At 47.1% G+C, this 18,193-nt stretch carries 13 protein-coding genes; 4 read left to right on the top strand and 9 right to left on the bottom strand.

What is annotated here, in order from left to right; genetic code table 11:
* Positions 1 to 18 precede the first annotated feature (18 nt).
* The 5 genes from DLE54_RS05555 to sat form a co-directional block, all read right to left on the bottom strand.
* A complete protein-coding gene (locus DLE54_RS05555) occupies positions 19 to 417 on the bottom strand; it encodes a hypothetical protein (protein WP_110816532.1) in 399 nt (132 codons plus the stop codon).
* A gap of 114 nt (positions 418 to 531) precedes the next feature.
* Entirely contained in the window at positions 532 to 1,968 is a 1,437-nt protein-coding gene (gene cls / locus DLE54_RS05550) for a cardiolipin synthase (RefSeq protein WP_110816531.1), read from the bottom strand.
* 172 nt (positions 1,969 to 2,140) lie between these two features.
* Complete coding sequence (locus DLE54_RS05540) at positions 2,141 to 3,247, bottom strand: RNA-guided endonuclease InsQ/TnpB family protein (RefSeq protein WP_110816530.1); 1,107 nt, start codon at positions 3,245 to 3,247, stop codon at positions 2,141 to 2,143.
* Between the two features lie 236 nt (positions 3,248 to 3,483).
* Positions 3,484 to 3,858 (bottom strand): hypothetical protein, encoded by a 375-nt coding sequence (locus DLE54_RS05535; protein WP_110817321.1) that lies wholly within the window; start codon positions 3,856 to 3,858, stop codon positions 3,484 to 3,486.
* A gap of 538 nt (positions 3,859 to 4,396) precedes the next feature.
* Positions 4,397 to 5,656 carry a sulfate adenylyltransferase gene (gene sat / locus DLE54_RS05530; protein WP_110816529.1) on the bottom strand — a complete coding sequence of 420 codons (1,260 nt, stop codon included), beginning with the start codon at positions 5,654 to 5,656 and terminating at the stop codon, positions 4,397 to 4,399.
* 299 nt (positions 5,657 to 5,955) lie between these two features.
* On the opposite strand from sat, the gene DLE54_RS05525 reads away from it, so the two are divergent.
* The 4 genes from DLE54_RS05525 to cysG all read left to right on the top strand — a co-directional run bounded on the left by DLE54_RS05525 (position 5,956) and on the right by cysG (position 10,650).
* Positions 5,956 to 7,644: a nitrite/sulfite reductase gene (locus DLE54_RS05525; RefSeq protein ID WP_110816528.1), complete on the top strand. Its 1,689-nt coding sequence runs from the start codon at positions 5,956 to 5,958 to the stop codon at positions 7,642 to 7,644.
* Positions 7,637 to 8,239 (top strand): DUF934 domain-containing protein, encoded by a 603-nt coding sequence (locus tag DLE54_RS05520; RefSeq protein WP_110816527.1) that lies wholly within the window; start codon positions 7,637 to 7,639, stop codon positions 8,237 to 8,239. Before DLE54_RS05525 ends, DLE54_RS05520 begins: the two co-directional genes overlap by 8 nt.
* A gap of 101 nt (positions 8,240 to 8,340) precedes the next feature.
* Positions 8,341 to 8,970 (top strand): phosphoadenosine phosphosulfate reductase family protein, encoded by a 630-nt coding sequence (locus DLE54_RS05515; protein ID WP_011960367.1) that lies wholly within the window; start codon positions 8,341 to 8,343, stop codon positions 8,968 to 8,970.
* Between the two features lie 216 nt (positions 8,971 to 9,186).
* Positions 9,187 to 10,650, top strand: coding sequence for a siroheme synthase CysG (gene cysG, locus DLE54_RS05510; RefSeq protein ID WP_110816526.1), 1,464 nt, complete (start codon positions 9,187 to 9,189; stop codon positions 10,648 to 10,650).
* Positions 10,651 to 10,836: 186 nt separating this feature from the next.
* Here the strand turns inward: cysG and DLE54_RS05505 are convergent, their stop codons facing one another.
* From DLE54_RS05505 to DLE54_RS05490, 4 genes are all read right to left on the bottom strand, one after another.
* A complete protein-coding gene (locus DLE54_RS05505; RefSeq protein ID WP_110816525.1) occupies positions 10,837 to 13,116 on the bottom strand; it encodes a TonB-dependent receptor in 2,280 nt (759 codons plus the stop codon).
* Positions 13,117 to 13,483: 367 nt separating this feature from the next.
* Complete coding sequence (locus DLE54_RS05500; protein WP_110816524.1) at positions 13,484 to 14,959, bottom strand: MFS transporter; 1,476 nt, start codon at positions 14,957 to 14,959, stop codon at positions 13,484 to 13,486.
* A gap of 20 nt (positions 14,960 to 14,979) precedes the next feature.
* Entirely contained in the window at positions 14,980 to 17,088 is a 2,109-nt protein-coding gene (fhuB, locus tag DLE54_RS05495) for a Fe(3+)-hydroxamate ABC transporter permease FhuB (protein ID WP_227535571.1), read from the bottom strand.
* Positions 17,075 to 18,193, bottom strand: a complete 1,119-nt coding sequence (locus DLE54_RS05490; RefSeq protein WP_227535569.1) for an ABC transporter substrate-binding protein — start codon at positions 18,191 to 18,193, stop codon at positions 17,075 to 17,077. Before DLE54_RS05490 ends, fhuB begins: the two co-directional genes overlap by 14 nt.

Below are 18,193 nucleotides of genomic sequence, written 5' to 3'. Positions count from 1 at the left end.
AAGCGCTGCTCCCTACGCTTAATCGCCAGACGCCTCGACCACAGGCTGACGCTTGCCCGCCTCTAATATCGGCAAATTGGCCTCAGTCGGTACATAAATAATCTGATTAATCTTACCCTCACGCAGCGCTTCACCAAAGGCACCGATGAACTCTTGCTCACGGTATTCTGGGTACTCCTTGGCCGTTTGGCCGATAATCTTGATAGCCTCCGCTCTGAGCTGTGCGGACTCTAACTCTGCACGGGCTTGCTCAATCTGGATCATTTTTGACTGAGTGGCCTCAGCCAATGCTGCCTTACCGCGCATCTCTTGCGACCAAACCTTATAAAATGGGTAGCCGGCCATTACGATAAGCACCAGTACCACGGCTGTTATTAAGCTTACAATGATGAGCTTCACGGCAGATTCTGATTTCATTACTTCATCCTTTTCTTAATCCGTCATTTAAGGTGTCGTCACCTGCTTATTAAGCTAACACAGATTGTATACACACTCAGTAAAGGCCGGTTTACCCTTGGTAACGGTGTTTGTCTAGAGCAGCGGCCCCATGGTGGAGACAATATTAATCCAGATGCGGTAATAAATCGGCCAGTCACGCACCTCTTGACGCATCACCTCATCTGAGTCAGCGATATACGCATACTGACGCTCCACAATCTGTGCCGTGAGCGCTTCATCATAAAATAACGCATTGTTCTCATAGTTTAAGTCGAAGCTGCGCAAGTCTAAATTGGTCGAGCCAATCAGACTGATCTTACCATCCACCGTTAGAGTCTTGGCATGCAGTAAGCCAGGCTTATACTCATACACCTTCACGCCGGCTTCAAGCAGCTGCCAATAGTAGCTGTGACTGGTGGCGGCCACAATAAAGGAGTCGTTGTTTTTTGGAAAGATAATGCTCACCGCCACACCGCGGTAAGCGGTGGCACACAGCATATTAATCAAGGTGTAATCTGGGACAAAATAGGGAGTGGAGATGATAAGGGTGTGACGTGCCTGACTCATCAGCGTACTCAAAAACTGCGGCGTGGTGCCTTGACGCTGAGTAGGACCATCGGCGAAGACTTGCGCGGCAATGCCCTCAGGATGCGGCTCGGTGACATAAGGGAAGCTGTTAAAATCGGTATCGGGGTTTTCCATCAGCCAGTCATTGGCAAAGAGCATCTGATTTTGGGCAACCAGCGGGCCTTGTACCCGCAGCATGATATCGACCCAGGGCGCATATTTTGGCTTAATCCGAAACTCAGGATCAGCACTGTTGCGGCTGCCGACATAACCAATCTTGCCATCAATCACAGTAATCTTACGGTGATTGCGTAGGTCAATACGACTAAATAGCAGCACTTTTAGCAAGTTATTGATCGGTAGCGCCACACTCACCTCAACCCCAGCGTCTTGCATCCGCTTCCACAATAAGGAGCGTAACAGCTTGCGTGACCCTAAGCCATCGACCATGGCACGGCAGCGCACCCCGCGTTTGGCAGCACGCATTAATGCCTCACCCACGGCGGTCCCCATGTCATCATCTAGCCAAATATAATACATCACGTGAATATGATCTGTGGCGGCATCGAAGTCGGCAATCATACGCTGCTGCGTTGCCTTGGCATCGGCCATAAGCTCCGCACGGTTGCCCAACGTAGTGTGAAAGCCGGTGACACTCGCCGCATATCCGGCTGCTTGATATTCACGCTCTACCACCTGTGCCATCGTGTCTTTATCGCCCAGCACTTGAGGATAGCTTTCGGCCAGATTCTGAGTGATGCGATCATAGCGGTGGGTGAAGTTAATACCTAAATGCACCTCACCAAACATCCAATACACCACCACGCCTACGTATGGCAAGATAAACAGCACCACCAGCCAAGCCAGACGAGCCGGAGCGGACAGATCATGGCGGGCCAATACCCGCAGCGAGATGGTAAGCCATATCAAAAAATGTAGGCCGAGTAAAAAATCCAAAAACATGCCGTCACTCTCTAAGTATAAAAAATACAAGGGTGCTTCTTATTATAGTGGTTGATAGTAAAGCCCTACTCTAGAAGCTAAGCGGTGATCACTTGTCATTTATTATAGCTCAGCTTGTGATGCCATTGGGTTGCTAACTGTAGCAGGCACACGCATTGACTTCCTCCCCTCGCTAAACCGAGGGGATTCCTACAGCTAGACGGTCAAGCCCGACCGCAAGGATGTTCTTAGCAGCATTGATATCTCTATCATGCCATGTGCCACACTCAGCACACCTCCATCCTCTTATTCCAAGACCTGCTCTACCTTTTGGACTACTATCACTTATTTTAAGGCAGTGCGAACAGGTTTGGGTAGTGTAACTCTCATTCACTATCTCAAGCTGACAACCTGCATACTTGCATTTATATTCCAGTTGTCTTTTGAGTTCAAACCATCCTGCATCGTATGTCGATTTAGCTAGGTTGGTCATCGAATTGGTGAATGAGCGTGATTTAACATCACCAACCACAATTAAGGCATTATCCTTAACTAATTGGGTGGTGAATTTGTGTATTGCATCTAATCTTGTGTTTTTAATTTTGGCGTGTATTGCCTTTACCCGGCTTTTATTGTTTGCACGCTGGGCGACTGCTAATTTATTCGCCCATTTTTGAGTCTGCTTAATCTGTAGTTTATCGCCCGTTGAGGTGGTAGCAGACTGCTTTAAGCCTAAGTCAATACCAACGCTGCCTTTGCCACTTGCTTGTTTGGGAAAGTCTTTAACAGTAACACAGGCATACCAGCGATTACGGCTGTCTTGCACTATCTCAAGCGTATTGATTTGATACAAAGACAAATTGTAGCTATCGAATACGTCTATGATAAGCTTTTGACCTTTACAGAGCGATAGCTGTATGGTTGATTTAAGTGCCTTTTTGCCTGTCTGTCTTGTATGTAGATACTTGATAGCAGACTTTTTAAAGGGTATCCAGCCTAGGCTTTTGCGTTTGGCATCAGGACGATTGGTTCGCCAATTTAGTTTGGCTTTTTTAAATTGTTTGCGAGATTTGGCGTGAGTTTCGTTGATGGCTTGTAAGGTTTGCGAGTGCAAGCCTAAATACTCACCACTGCCTTTGGTGTATTGGCTTAAATCATAGGCCGAAAAGTACTTACCTGTGCGTCTTAAATGCTCAAAGCTTAACGCATTAACATAGTTCCACGCATAGTTAACACTCCCAGCTAGTTTGTTTAGTTGGTTTGCATGTTTGTCTTTGATGCGTAGCTTGAGGGTTTTCATAGGGTTAGTATGGCGAGGTTAATTTTAACTTGCAATACTTTAAGTACTGATCACGACAGTGTGTGTCGCCTTATATCCACCCCCTGAAGTGGGTGGTTTTACGGCGACCGGTGATAAAAAAACCAGCCTAAGCTGGTCTAATTGCCTCATCCGTTATGTTAAGCGGCAGGCAGCTGGCGTATTTGAATCAGGACAAAAGATACAGGCATAAGCTTAAAGCGGCTTTGGCCAGCGTATTATCTATTGGGCAGACGCAAAAATTGCGGATTGGTCACATTAATCTGTAAGTAGCTTTGGGTGGAGGTGATATTGCCAAGCACACACATCTTTTTACCCACATAACTGTCCATACGGCCGTAGCGCTTCTCAAACCATACATAGTCTTTGTTCCACACCAAGGCGGTGAGGCTTTGATTGGGACTTTTTTTGTCAAAATTAATGTAGTGCCTATTGGGCATATGAGTAATCTCTGCCACTGTACCACATGCCATGACCGACTTGCCGATATATAGCGGGGCTTTTTCAGAGTCGATCTGGAGTTCTGCTGCGATGGCTGTAACTGCTGCTGTGAGCAGAAAGCCGCCCGTCATAAGTGCTAATTTGTTACCCATAACGCTGACTATACCTCTTAATAAGCAGACCATGTGCCTAGCTTAGTTTGTACCAATGCGACCATAACTGTTATTGACACTGATTGACACCTTGCCCCTCAACATCAAACAAACCCACCTCAAGCGTATGCATCAAGGTGATAATGGTTTGTCACCCTACTCCCATTAAATCAAAAAATTCTACAATACCAATACCTTAACCAATACCTTATCGCCAAAGCCTAATTTGGCAAAAAGTTAAGCCCTAAGCAAACTCTCTAATAGAGATATTTACCATTTTTATAGCAGCTTGTGTGTTGGGTTTTTTTTAATTATTTTTTAGGAGAGTCTTTATAGATTCAAATAGTATAACATTTGTTGACTATCTAGGTTTAGATTCACGTAGTGTTAATGTTTACTTTTTATGATATTTACCGATTGCTGGGCACAAAAAAAGCCAGCCGAAGCTGACTTTTTATCTTAAATACTTTTTATCTTAAATATAGCCAATACTAAATGATGCCGTTAGCTGTACATAGCAGCTTGTAATGCAGATCGACTATTGAGCAGAAGCGCCGACCAGCTTAACCTCAGCACGGTCTTCTTTGGCAATGCTTTCATAATAATTACGTAAGATTTGTAGCACTTCAGGACGGCTGAAGTTCTCAGGCACTTCTTGATCTTCAGATAAAGCCTTGCGCAGCTTGGTACCTGATACCTTCACATGATGTTCAGCGTCATGCGGGCAGGTCTTAGTCGAAGCCATGGCCTGACAAGCATTACACCAGAAGGTCCAGTCAATCTTCAAGGGCTGAGTCAACATAGCATCTTTGTCAATCTCATCAAAAATAGCCTGCGCATCAAAAGGACCATAATAGTCGCCCACACCAGCGTGGTCACGGCCGACAATCAGATGGCTACAGCCATAGTTCTGACGGAACAGCGCATGTAACAATGCCTCACGAGGACCGGCGTAGCGCATGTCTAATGGGTAGCCGGCTTGAATGACGGTGTCTTTTTTGAAGTAATTATCAATCAAGGTCTTGATGGCTTCTTGGCGCACTTCAGCAGGGATATCACCTGGCTTTAAAGCGCCTAATAACGAGTGAATCATCACCCCATCACAGATCTCAATGGCAATTTTGGCCAAGTATTCATGCGAGCGGTGCATTGGGTTGCGGGTCTGGAAGGCGGCGATGGTCTGCCAGTTCTTCTCTTCAAACAATTTGCGGGTCTCAGCAGGCGTCTTATAAATCTCAGGATATAAGGTTGGGAATTCGCCTTGGCTAAACACCTTGACCGCACCGGCCACGTTCACCTCACCTTGCTCCATCACCTGTTTTACCCCAGGGTGCTCTTCTTCTGTGGTGGTAAACACTTGCTGGCACTCATGCGCCTTATCAATGGTGTAAGTCTCCTCAACAGTGATGACCCCCATAATCTCGCCATCTTCTGCCACTAAAGCCACCTCATCGCCTGGGGCTAGGCTATCCGCTTGCTCTTTGCTGGTAGATAAGGTGATGGGAATGGGCCAAAACAGGCCTTTATGGGCGCCGGCTTTTAGGGTCATCTCATCCACAACCCCCTGCCAGTCAGCTTGATTCATAAATCCATCTAATGGGGTAAATCCACCAATACCCAGCATAATTAAGTCGCCACGCTCACGTGAGCTTAGGGTAATCTTGGGTAGGTTTTTGGCATTGTGTAAGGCTTGGCTTAGCGCCTCACCCTCTAGTAATAAAGGCTTTAGCTCATCGCTACCATGCGGCGGTACAATGCTGGTTTTGCCAAGGCGTTTTACTATTTTTTGTGAAGTCATAACATCATCCAGTAAGGTTAACAGAGAGTCTAAGTAAGACTAATATGGCGGTAAATGGCCCTTATCGCACCCCATATCAGCAAAGCATACAGTAGGCTTAAATGATTAAGCTCAAATAATTAGGCTTAAATTATCTACTTAGGCTATTTATAAAAATCGATTGCATTAGACTAACCAAATTTACTTATTCTTATCTATGCTCTCTTTGGATATAGATATGTCAGATATGAATTTATAAAACACTATAAGCATAGGTAGTATAGCTGCATGATTTTTTGTTATCCAAGGGCATATGAACTATGTATAAGTACACTCATGCGGACCAAGCCATGGTTGATGAGCGGGTTGAGCAGTTTCGCGATCAGACCCGTCGCTTCCTAGCCGGGGAGTTACCCGAAGAGCAATATTTGCCACTACGCCTACAAAATGGCCTATACATACAGCGTCATGCGCCTATGCTGCGTATCGCCGTTCCTTATGGGCTGATGGCAAGTTATCAAGTACGCAAGTTGGCTGAGATTACACGCAAGTATGACCGTGGTTACGGACACTTCACCACACGTACCAACTTGCAGCTAAACTGGCCAAAACTAGAAGAAGTGCCTGATATCTTAGCCGAATTGGCTTCGGTACAGATGCATGCGATTCAAACCTCAGGTAACTGTATCCGTAATACCACAACTGACCCCTATGCTGGTATTAATGCCAATGAGGTTGAAGACCCTCGCCCCTATTGCGAGATTATCCGTCAGTGGTCAACTTTCCACCCTGAGTTTGCTTTCTTACCACGTAAATTTAAAATTGCGGTTATCGGTACCGCCGAAGACCGTGCGGCAACTCAAGTACACGATATTGGTCTACACGTTGTCAAAAACGAAGAAGGCGAAGTTGGATTTGAGGTTATTGTCGGTGGCGGCTTAGGCCGGATACCTGTGATTGGTAAAACCATACGTGAGTTTTTGCCTCGCAAGCACCTGCTAAGCTATCTTGATGCCATTTTGCGTGTTTATAATCTTCATGGTCGCCGTGACAGCAAGTCAAAGTACAAATCTCGCATTAAGATTCTGGTTGAAAACATGGGCGCCAGAGAGTTTACCAAACTGGTCGAAAAAGAATGGGAGACTTTCACCAAAGATGGTGAATTGACGTTAACAGATGCCAATATTGAGACTGCCAAAAGCTATTTCCCTGAGTTTGATTATGAGCATATCGATACGCTGGCAAGCCAATCTGAGCTTAACAAGCACTTAGAGAATAAGGCGTTTGCGGACTGGTACTCTCGTAATACCGTTGCGCATAAAGTGGCCGGTTACCGTGCGGTCGTGGTGTCTTTAAAGGCCGGACTTGTCAATGGCAAATATGTGCCGGCAGGTGACGTGACCCATGAGCAATTAGATCGCCTTGCTGACCTAGCTGATGAGTATAGCTTTGGTGAGATTCGCGGAACCCATCAACAAAACTTAGTTTTTGCCGATGTGAAGCAAACGGATTTATATGCATTATGGGAAGCGTTGACTGAAATTGACTTAGCACGTCCGAATATTGGCACATTAACCGATATGATTGTGTGCCCAGGCTTTGACTTATGTGCGCTTGCTAATGCCACTACCTTTAACATTGCTGAGCAAATCGAAAAGCACTTTGATGACCTAGATTACCTATATGACCTAGGTGATATTCAACTGAATATGTCTGGTTGTGTGAATGCCTGTGCCCACCATCACGTTGCGGACATTGGCATCTTAGGGGTCGATAAAAAAGGCGAGCATTGGTATCAGTTTAGCTTAGGCGGAAGCTCAAAATCAGATACCCGTCTGGGCAATATCTTAGGCCGCTCAGTGGCCACAGAAGAGGTAGCACCAACGCTACAAAAAGTGTTGGACGTCTATACTCAGCAGCGTCATGTTGAAGGCGATAATCCAGAACCGTTTTCTGAATTTGTACAACGTGTAGGCATCACGCCATTTAAGGAGGCTGTATATGGGTAATCACCGTATTTTAGATGCGCAGGCCAAAGACATTACCGCTGAGGACACCTGGTATGCGCTCTTTACTTCAGAGTTGCCAGATGGCGTGGCCGCTAAGACCACTCAGCTAAGTGAGCTGTTAAATAAGTCTGAACGCCTAGATGTTATCTTACCGCTGTCTGATATTTTAGCGCCGCAAGGACTGTTAACCGAAGTATTGGCGATGATTGCCAATCACAGCAGCCGTGTGGGCTTATGGGCCGACACCAGCATCTCAACCGATCAGCTCGATCAGCTGTTGGCAGCTTGTAAAGACAGCGAGCGCCCGTTGTTAAATGCTTTAGACCTTGTGGTCTTATATCAGCCAGGCTTCAGTGATGGTCGCAGCTTTAGCCAAGCGCGTCATTTACGCCAGCAAGGTTTTGAGGGCGAGATCCGTATCGCAGGTGACTTTGGCCGTGATCAAATTGTGTATTTGCAGCGTGCCGGCGTGGACAGCTTTATTATCCGAGCTGAGAATGTGACCGATGACATTCAAGCGGCTTTCTCAGTGCTGCCCTCCTCTTATGATGGCAGCGTGGCCAGTCAGTTGCCAATGTTTAGAAAGCAAGCTTAGCGCTTTTAAAGAATTGGCGTTTTACGGTATAAACTTAGAGCCCGCTTTGGCTCATACTCTCAAAAAAAACTTTATCACTCTTATAAAATAAGGACACTCCTATGACCATCGAAATCAATATCGACCAAGCCAACCAAGAGCTTCAAGGCAAAACCCCTGAGCAAATCGTTGAGTGGGCGCTTGCCAAAGCCGAAAACCCAATCATCACCACCAACTTCCGTCCTTATGAGTCAGCCATCTTACATTTAGTGGCCAAGCAAAAGCCGGATATCACTGTACTTTGGGTAGACTCAGGCTACAACACACGTGCCACTTATGACTTCGCTAACAAGCTGATTAAAGATCTAAACCTAAACGTAGTGACTTATATTCCTAAGCAAACCAGCGCCCATCGTGACGCCACCATGAACGGTATTCCAAGCGTAAATAACCCACTACATGACGAATTCACTGAGCAGGTAAAACTTGAGCCATTTAAACGTGCTTTGGCTGAGTTAAAGCCTGATGTGTGGTTCAATGCCATCCGCAAAGACCAAACCGAATTCCGTCAAGGTCTTGATGTGCTTAGCCAGTCAAAAGACGGCGTATTAAAAGTCGCGCCTTTGTTCTACAAAAACGATAAAGACTTAGACGCTTACTTAGCAGAGCATGACCTGCCTAATGAGTTTGATTATTTTGATCCGACCAAAGTTGAAGAAAACCGTGAGTGTGGTCTACACACTCAGCTGTAATCCTCTGGATGGCCAGTAAGCATTAAGGCCAGTTAGAGACACAGACACCGCTTAATGGCTCATTAGGCGGTGTCTTTTTGTATCATTAATTCTGAAAATCGGTTAATTAACATAGCCTTATGACAATTACGCATTAAGTAATATCAAATACTTCCATGCTTGTTGTCATCGAATACGCCATAATGGGCATATCTTATAATAAATAGCCTACCGATTATGAACACCTTTCCCCTATTTTTTAAATTAACCAATCAACCTGTGCTCATCGTGGGGGGTGGCGAAGTCGCCCAGCGTAAAGCCGACCTGCTATCGCGTGCAGGTGCGTGTATCACCATATTAGCCCCACAGATTAGCCAAGAGATACATCAGCTTTTAAGCGATGAAAGACATACGCTTATCACAGCGCACTATGATAAAAAACACATCGACGGCAAGCGTATTGTCATCGCCGGCACAGATGATGAGGCGTTAAACCATCAAGTCCATGCCGACTGTAAAGCGTTAAATATCCCCGTGAATGTGGTGGATACGCCGCCCTTATGCGACTTTATATTTCCGGCCATCGTTGATCGAAACCCCATCGTTATTGGCATCTCCTCCAATGGCAAAGCGCCTGTGCTTGCCCGCCTGACTCGTGCCCGCTTGGAGACCTTAATTCCTCAAGGCTATGGCAAATTGGCTAAGCTGGCAGGCGACATGCGTGATGAGGTCAAGTCAAAAATACCCACACTGACCGGCCGCCGTCAGTTTTGGGAGAAGGCCTTTGAGGGCAAAGTGAGTGAGCTGATGTTTGCTGGGCGTAGCGTGGAGGCCGAGCAGGCGCTAAAACAACAACTTGAGCAGACCCATCAGCAGTTAAGCAGCAATAGTGATGTTAAGCAAGCTGACCCTAAGTCTGTGGGAGAGGTATATATCGTTGGTGCAGGCCCTGGTGATCCAGAGCTACTTACCTTCAAAGCCCTGCGCTTAATGCAGCAGGCCGATATTGTCTATTATGATGCATTGGTATCAAGCGAGGTGCTAGATTTGTGCCGCCGTGATGCCGATAAGGTGTTTGTCGGCAAAAAACGCAGCAATCATGCCGTGGCACAGCAAGGCATTAATCAGCTCATGATAGATGCGGCCAGCTCAGGCAAACGTGTGGTGCGTCTTAAAGGCGGTGATCCCTTCGTGTTCGGCCGAGGCGGTGAAGAGATACAAGCGCTACGGGCAGCAGGTATTGCGTATCAAGTGGTACCTGGCATTACTGCTGCGGGCGCCGCCTCTTGCTATACCGGTATCCCGTTGACTCACCGTGATTATGCACAGTCGGTAAGGTTTGTTACCGGATTTTTAAAGTCTGGCGAGCCCAATACCGGCTTTGCTGCCTTAACCAATCCGAATGAGACCGTCATATTTTATATGGGGCTACACTCGCTTGAGCGCTTAACCAAGGGCTTAATGGATGCCGGTCGTAGCCCACAGACGCCTATTGCGATTATCTCTCAGGCCAGTATGCCCACTCAGCAAGTCATGACCGCCACCTTACAAGATATCGTTGCCAAGCATGAGGCCAATCCTCTGCCTACCCCAGCGCTACTGATCGTCGGTGAGGTGGCTAAGCTGCATGATGAGCTTGCTTGGTATGGGGAGCATATAGTAAATACCGATCAGCAGGCGCATGCTTTAAATATGCTCTAAAAACAGGCAAACATTCTGCCATAACAATAAAGACCATAACAATAAGGGCAACGACTCAGTAAGTCATTGCCCTTATTGCTATGGCTGGTAATGCCTGGTTATGACGGGCTATTAGCAGACCCTTACAGGCTCTTAGCAGTGAGTGCCGGCACAGCGTCTGCTAAAGTTTCGTAAGCCTTGATAGACTTAATAATCAATGGTATAGCTGATACCATAGGTAGTGCCTTGTGATGGCAGGCGGTTCATATCGCCATAGGTGGCTTGGTGATACACATTCATATGCTCTTTATTGAGTAGATTATAAATCCCATAATCAATTCTGCCTTTGCCTTGACCCAACTGCATTTGACCTAACAAATCAAACGTGGCGTAACCTGAGATAGCATTGGCATTGGTCTTAGTATCATTGTCTTTTTGTTGATCTTTATAGGCTCTGTCCGTGCCATCGATTGCTAGAACTTGCAGGCGAATATTACTGCCCTTATCGAAGTTATATTGCGCATAAGCTGTGCCCTTGATCGGGGTCAGACGATCTGCACCAAGCTCTAGCCAGTCGCCTTGGCTCTTGTATTGGCCTCGGGTATACGCCAAGCTGCCGCCCAGTTGCCAATTATCATCAAGCTTTTGACTAATAGACGCTTCTGCCCCATAAACACGCTCATCTGTGTCGACAACTTCAACCGTATAATCATCATTGAAGCGTACCGTCTTATCCGACTCGTTATAGAAGCCACTTAATTTGGCTCGAGTGTTACCGTGAATGCCCGACCAGCCTAGCTCATAGTTATCCACTTCGATGGGCTGCACATTATCAGAGTTGACCACAAAGCCTGACGGAACATCGCGTAGCGCGCGCTGGATATCAGCTGTGGTAAAGCCTTGAGAGAAATTGGCAAATAATTGGTCTTCAGGGGTAATCTGATAGCTGGTGCCTATATTAAATAAGGTCTTACTGTGATTGGTCTTGCCGGGTGCAACCTTGCCTGCTGGCTGATTAAAATACTCTTGCAATACCTGCTCAGCAAGCGGTGTAAAGCTATCGGTATCTGATTTGAGCTTTTGATAACGTATACCTGCGCTGGTATGCCACTTATCGCTTAAGTCAATGTCTGCATTGACAAAGGCACCGATTTTATCGGTAGTGGTGTCAGGCCCGCCAGCATAGGTATGCCCATTTGACTCAGCGATTAGACCATTACTGGCAATAAACTTATCTAAATCTTGACCGTAATAGGTCTGCTCACTTTTTTCACGCTCGTAATCTGCACCATAACTTATAAGCGTTGGCATGTCTTTGATATCAAACTCAGTTTGCATGGCGGCGCGGACACCAGCCACCTCAATATCTGCCTCTGACTGAGCGACTATTACCGCCTTACCTACCTGCTTACCAGAAGGATAAAAACGTCCTTTTTCATCGCGGTAATACCCGGTAATGCTCAGGTTAGATTTGGCAAAATCACTGTTATTATAGTTTAGATTGACCGAGGTTTTGCGTGTCATCGGCTCTTGATCCAAATGCGCCCCTTTTACGGCACGCAGTGAAGGCGTCTTCCCCTTCAATAACACCCCTAGATTGTTGCCATAATCTGGGCCATAGTCCGTCTCTTGCTCATCATTATAATAGGTCACTGCCAAATCGACACTTTGTGACTGTCCAATATTTGCGCCAATATTGGCATTGACACTCAGTGATTTGGTATCTTGCTGGTCGGTTTGGTTGACATCAGGGCTGATACGATGACCGTGACTGTCAAACTCTCCACCTTTTTCTTCATAATCAACATCCAAGCGGCCCCACATCTGCTCACCGCCATAAGCGAGGCTTTGGCCCACGCTGTAGCCCAATGAATCAGAGTCAAAATCTCGAGCACTGCTTAGACCTAAACGGGTTTGGTGCTGTAAGCCGACTCCTTGCGTAGATTTGGTAACTAGGTTAATTAAGCCGCCGGCAGCGCCTGCCCCATAAATACTGGTCGCCCCTGATAATACCTCCACTCTCTCAAGTTGTGCCGGATCAATGCTGTTGAGCTCTCGAGATAAGTTACGTGAACCGGTTAACGGCACCCCGTTTAATAAAAACTGTACCGGACGGCCATGCATAGTCGTGGCGTAGTTACTGGTCGAGCCGCTACTGGTGCCTAAGCTTGGAATAAGCTGCGCCAATATGTCGCCTGTGGTACGACTGCCCACCGCTTGAGCTTGGATATCTTTTTCGGGAATGATTTGGGTTACAGCGGGCATTTCACTAATTTTCTGTGCTAAGGCTGTCCCTGTTTTTGCTTTACTCTTAACCACGATCGCCTCAAATTCTGCTTGAGGGGCTGCTTGCTGCTGCGTTTGTATCGACTCAGAGATATCTACACTTGGATTATTATTTGCAGCAGCGCCTGCCTCGGTTTGGGCATAAAGCTGCTGGCTCACACATAAGCTTAGAACAGATAATGCAAGATGATGGTTTTTCATATAGGTAGGGTCTCTTTTTTGGACTAGATTTAGGCGTGCTGAGGCTCAAAATCGATTCTACCTTTAGGTCATAAATTAAGTGCCAATCAATGTTTATCTAATCCATCAATATCTACTAAATCCAAGGTAGAAAACAATACCAGATAAAGCACAGTAACAATCAATACCCTCATAATACTGAAGGTATCAATCTTGTAAATATGAATGATATTGTAAATGATAATTATTAGCATTTCTACATTTGATTACAAAAAAATGGCTCCCAAAAGTTAAATAAACATAATTATTTCAATCATTAATTGCTATTTTAGGCCGCTATCTTAGCTTATAATTTTTATCACTCATGCTTATCTATCCCTATTTACTCTCAATTATCTGATAACCCAGATGGCAGCTGTCTGGCAGAAATAAGCGTCATCAACAATAGCATTGCTAGTCCCACAAACACCTCTTGCATCGGTGCTACTAGCGCGTGAGCTTCTGATAAGCTTGGCATGAGCTTTATGAATATCCCCAGTCCTTCACTATTGATATATAAGGTTGCGAGCTCAATAAACAGGGTAGAGACAATACGGCGACTGATATTATTTAAGGCGGCGCCCTCGGTCACCATAGGCTTATCCAGACTACTCAACCCAACGGTTGTGGTGGGTAAATAGGCCAATCCTGTTCCCACTCCCTGGACGCCCATGACCAGCATCATTAGCCAGATATTAGGCGTCACTAAGCCCCAAGCTAGCATCAGCATAGAGATCGCACTGATAACCACCCCTGCACTGCCAATATCCCTAGCGCCATATTTATCGACAATACCGCCAGCAATATGAGTGGTCACACTGGCAATCAAGGTGGCAAACATTAACACCAAGCCTGTCCACATCGCGCTTTTGTGCATTATTTGCTGAATGATAATAGGCAAAAATAGCAGGCCCATCATTAGACCAATTGTCTGGGTGATACTTAATATTGTGCTGTGCAAGTAAGTTTTATTGGCAAACAAATTGACATTGAGTAGCGGGTTTGACTGTCGTTGCTCATAGCGCCACCAGATGACAGCCGTGACCACAAAGCCGGCCAGTAGCACCAATTGAATCAAGCCATTGCTTTGCATCGCAGAGTCTGACTTTAAGGTATTGAGCCATAAGCTTAGTGCCAGTAGCCAAAGCAGCAATCCCATAAAGCCCTTTTTATCAAACGGCTTGTGGCGGGTTTTTGGTGCTTGGTGCTCAGGTAGCCAGGGCAGCCACTTCATTGCCATGGCCACCACCAAGGCGCTAAGCGGTAAGGTTATGGCAAATAAAGTCCACCAAGCAAAATGTGCCACTAAAAAAGCCCCAACTAAGGGGCCAAAAGCCAAAGACATCATAATGACTATCCCCCACAACGCCATCGCTCGGCCTTGCTGAGCGCTGGGATACACCTGATATAACAGGCCGATGGATAAGGGGATAATTAAGCCGCCTGCCAGTCCTTGAATGACTCTTGCTATAATAATCAATGACAAGCTGGTAGCTGACATACCCAGCACTGAGCCCATCATAAATCCAGTAATGGCGCAGATATATACCTGCTTAAAATAAAAGGCCTTGCTCAAATAGCCACTGAGCATCAGACCCACACTCATTGCCAGTACATAGCCATTTAACAGCCAGCTTCCTGTCACAATATCTACTGAAAATATGGACATAAAAACAGGGATGGCCGGGTTTAACGCACTGTTGCTAAAGCTGACCACTGTGCCACCCAATAGCAAGGTCCACAGCACTCGGCGTACTTGGCGGCTATCTGGATCCCGGTAGGCTTGTTGTGATAACGAGCCAGGCGGCGGTGATAAGTGTGTCATCAGATAATGCTAATCTTAGCTTACTGATGAACCGAACTGCGCCGAATGAGCCATATAAAGTACAGTCCCCCAATGATAGCGGCTATGGTGCCTGCCGGCAGCTCATAAGGGAAGATGATATAGCGGCCAATCCAATCCGCTAAGACCATCACCCCCGCGCCCAGAAGTGCTGCTAATGGCAGCTGCTTCTCAAGCTGCACTGCCCCTAAAGAAGTGGCCAAATGCGGCACCATCAGCCCAATAAAGCTGAGCGGACCCACCGCTAATGTGCTGACTGTACTCAGCGCTGCCACCACGATCAGTAGCGCCAATTGATAAAACCTCACCTTAACGCCCAAGCTTTTGGCCACCGACTCACCTAATCCCAGCACTCTTAGCGGCTTAATCAATAACATACTAAGCGCCACCAGTCCCGCTGCTGCTATCATCAGGTACCAGACCGTCTCAGGGCTGGCGCTATACGTGGTGCCCGATAGCCAGCTCAGCATGGCCTCAAGTCTTGGGTCACCTGACAGCTTGACCATACTCATGATGCCATCCATCATAGCGGCAATCCCGATACCGACCAGCAGTAAGTAAGCTGGCGTGACTTTACGCGCCAACCAAATAATCAGTAATAGCACCAAAAACGCCCCTGCCAGCCCTGAGCCAACCAAGCTTAGGGCACCAGCTTTTATCCCAAAAGCGGGCAACAATAAAAAGCCGCCAATGACCCCCAATGCAGCCCCAGAGCTGATGCCCAGTACTTCCGGGCTGGCCATGGGGTTGCGAGTCAAGGTCTGTAGCAACACCCCGGCGGTAGCCAGCATAACACCGGTAGCAGCAGCACTTAGCGTGCGCGGCAATCGGTATTGCTGGGTTAGCGCCCAATCTGTACTAAAGGCAATGCCTGAGAGGTCTTTGACCCATACGCTAACTAAAGCAATAAGTAGCAGTACGCCCACACTCCACCGCCACCAGTTGATGGCTTTACGCTGGGGCGTGAACATCGGCGTAATAGGCGTCACGCCTTGGCGTCTTTGACGTAAAATCAGCCAAATAATCAGCGGGGCACCCAACACGCCAGTGATAGAGCCTGCCGGTATCGGCGTCCCCATCACCGGCTCTAATAGCAGCGCCACATTACTGGTCAACCACAGCAATAAAGCGCCAAAGCCAAAGGCCGCTACCAATCTGCGCCCGATAGAGCCAATACCCAAGGCATTCACCAAACTTGCTGCCGCCAAGCCGATAAACCCAATCAAGCCCACCTCACTGACCACCAGCGCCGATACGATAGCCACGATAGCAATGACCGCTAAACGTAAGGCATTGATAGGTACACCCAGCCGTTTGGCTTGCATATCATCTAGGCTCATTAGGGTTAACGGCTTTAATAAGGGAATACTTATCGCCGCCAGTGCTATGGCCGTTACGGCAAGCTTAACCGTGGTATGCCAATTATTTTGCGTTAAAAACCCAGCCGCCCATGACAAAATACCGACGCTATGCTCAGTAAAAAACAATACCAAAGTGCTGGCAAATGAAGCCAGTAAAATATTTACCACCAGTCCGGCTAACACTAAGATTAGGGGATTAAAACGGCTGGGCGCTGATAAGCTAAATACCAATACCAAACTAAACAGCGCCCCGACAAAGGCAATCCATACCCCACCATAAATCGCTAAACTTGGCACAAATAAGGTCGCAATAAGCAGCGCCAATTGAGCGCCAGTGCCAATGGCCAAGGTGGTATCAGAGGCCAAAGGGTTTTTGACCAGTTGTTGTAATAACACACTGACCACCCCCAGTAACCCTCCAGCCAATAAGGCCACCACGCTGGTAGCGACCAGCTTTAACTGCACCGCCATATCCGCCACATCAAGTGTAAAGCTTGACTTAAACAGCTGGCTAACTGGCAGCTCCCAAAGCCTGTCAATCAATACCGAACTGCTGATGGCAATAGCCGCTAACAGTATCAGTATCAAGGCCCATGCCCGCCAGTGTTTGACCTCTACTGCCGAAGCCAAGGAGGAGACTGCAACTGGCCTGTCTGTAGCCGCTTGCGTTGAGCGTTTAGTGAGATGGCTATTGCTATTGTCTTTGTTCTGATTACTATTAGGCATAGAGTGACGATTATTTGATGTCATGAGCACGGCCTCCAACTAAGGTAGCTGAGGCAAGATTGTCTGCCAAACTGGTGAGTGATGCCATACCGCCATAAATCCATACCGGTGGCAAAATGGTCATACAACGGCTGGTGTCTGAGGTACTTGGATCGGCGCCATAGCCCAGTCTTTGCCACACCAAGCTGTCTTGGATTTGCTGCTGGGTGATAGGATTTAGGGGCTTGATAATCAATAGACACACATCTGGCTCAAGCTGAGTCAAGTCTCCCATTTGAATGGGCACAAACCCCCACTCATTGCCCTCACCCAATGCAACCAACTGCTTATCCATCTTAGTCAGCACAGTATTAAACAAGCTGTTATTGGCATACATACGCATGTTATTGGCATCAACGAACTGCACCACGGCAAATTTTTTGATGGCAGGATACCGCTGTTGTAGCTTTGCACCGGCCTGATTAATGCGCTGTTGACTTTGATTGATATACTGCTCTGCTTGCGCAGGATAGCCTATAATCTTCCCAAGCTTACGCGTAGGCGCGGTATAATCTGACCATTTAGCCGTCTTACCTTGAGCGGCAAACATGACCGTCTGCGCCGGTACGTCACCATATACCCCGCGTGAGTGCTCATAAAAAAAGTTATCTATAATTAAATCAACCGGCAACTGTGCAGCAAGCTCCGCATTGGGTAGATAGCGTATGCCTAAGTCATGGACGGAGGATGGCAGTTTGGGCTGGGCCACCCATTGATCCCACACTCTCATATCCCCGGTAGCAATGGGAGGATGCCCCATGGCAGTAAGCGTGGCCGACACCCCCCAATCAGGTGACACCACATTCAGGGACTTCTTAGAAGGGTTAGCCGAAGCGCTGTCTGGCTGATCAAGCGCCTCTATCTGAGAGGGGGCTGATGAGTCATTAAGTGCAGGCTTATCTTGTGTGGAATCAGCCGCACCATCGACGTTGTCACAGCCTGTGAGCACAAGGCTTGCCACACTAAGCACTTGTATCACCTTAAACGCTGCAGATTTAAACAAGCAATGTCTGGTTAAAGCGGTCTGATTGGATGGGAAGGTGGTGGGGCTGATGGGTGGTTTTTTTAGAGGAGGCAGTCTCACTTTCAT

The sequence above is a fragment of the Psychrobacter sp. YP14 genome (genome assembly GCF_003209315.1).
Taxonomy (GTDB): domain Bacteria; phylum Pseudomonadota; class Gammaproteobacteria; order Pseudomonadales; family Moraxellaceae; genus Psychrobacter; species Psychrobacter raelei.
The sequence above is the reverse complement of the archived record's forward strand: the minus strand, read 5'-3'. Positions and strand labels throughout refer to the sequence as shown.

Coding starts and splice junctions, on each gene's coding strand:
- DLE54_RS05555 (WP_110816532.1), bottom strand. CDS start 417: ATGAAATCAGAATCTGCCGTGAAGCTCATCATTGTAAGCTTAATAACA.
- cls (WP_110816531.1), bottom strand. CDS start 1,968: ATGTTTTTGGATTTTTTACTCGGCCTACATTTTTTGATATGGCTTACC.
- DLE54_RS05540 (WP_110816530.1), bottom strand. CDS start 3,247: ATGAAAACCCTCAAGCTACGCATCAAAGACAAACATGCAAACCAACTA.
- DLE54_RS05535 (WP_110817321.1), bottom strand. CDS start 3,858: ATGGGTAACAAATTAGCACTTATGACGGGCGGCTTTCTGCTCACAGCA.
- sat (WP_110816529.1), bottom strand. CDS start 5,656: ATGACTTCACAAAAAATAGTAAAACGCCTTGGCAAAACCAGCATTGTA.
- DLE54_RS05525 (WP_110816528.1), top strand. CDS start 5,956: ATGTATAAGTACACTCATGCGGACCAAGCCATGGTTGATGAGCGGGTT.
- DLE54_RS05520 (WP_110816527.1), top strand. CDS start 7,637: ATGGGTAATCACCGTATTTTAGATGCGCAGGCCAAAGACATTACCGCT.
- DLE54_RS05515 (WP_011960367.1), top strand. CDS start 8,341: ATGACCATCGAAATCAATATCGACCAAGCCAACCAAGAGCTTCAAGGC.
- cysG (WP_110816526.1), top strand. CDS start 9,187: ATGAACACCTTTCCCCTATTTTTTAAATTAACCAATCAACCTGTGCTC.
- DLE54_RS05505 (WP_110816525.1), bottom strand. CDS start 13,116: ATGAAAAACCATCATCTTGCATTATCTGTTCTAAGCTTATGTGTGAGC.
- DLE54_RS05500 (WP_110816524.1), bottom strand. CDS start 14,959: ATGACACACTTATCACCGCCGCCTGGCTCGTTATCACAACAAGCCTAC.
- fhuB (WP_227535571.1), bottom strand. CDS start 17,088: ATGACATCAAATAATCGTCACTCTATGCCTAATAGTAATCAGAACAAA.
- DLE54_RS05490 (WP_227535569.1), bottom strand. CDS start 18,193: ATGAAAGTGAGACTGCCTCCTCTAAAAAAACCACCCATCAGCCCCACC.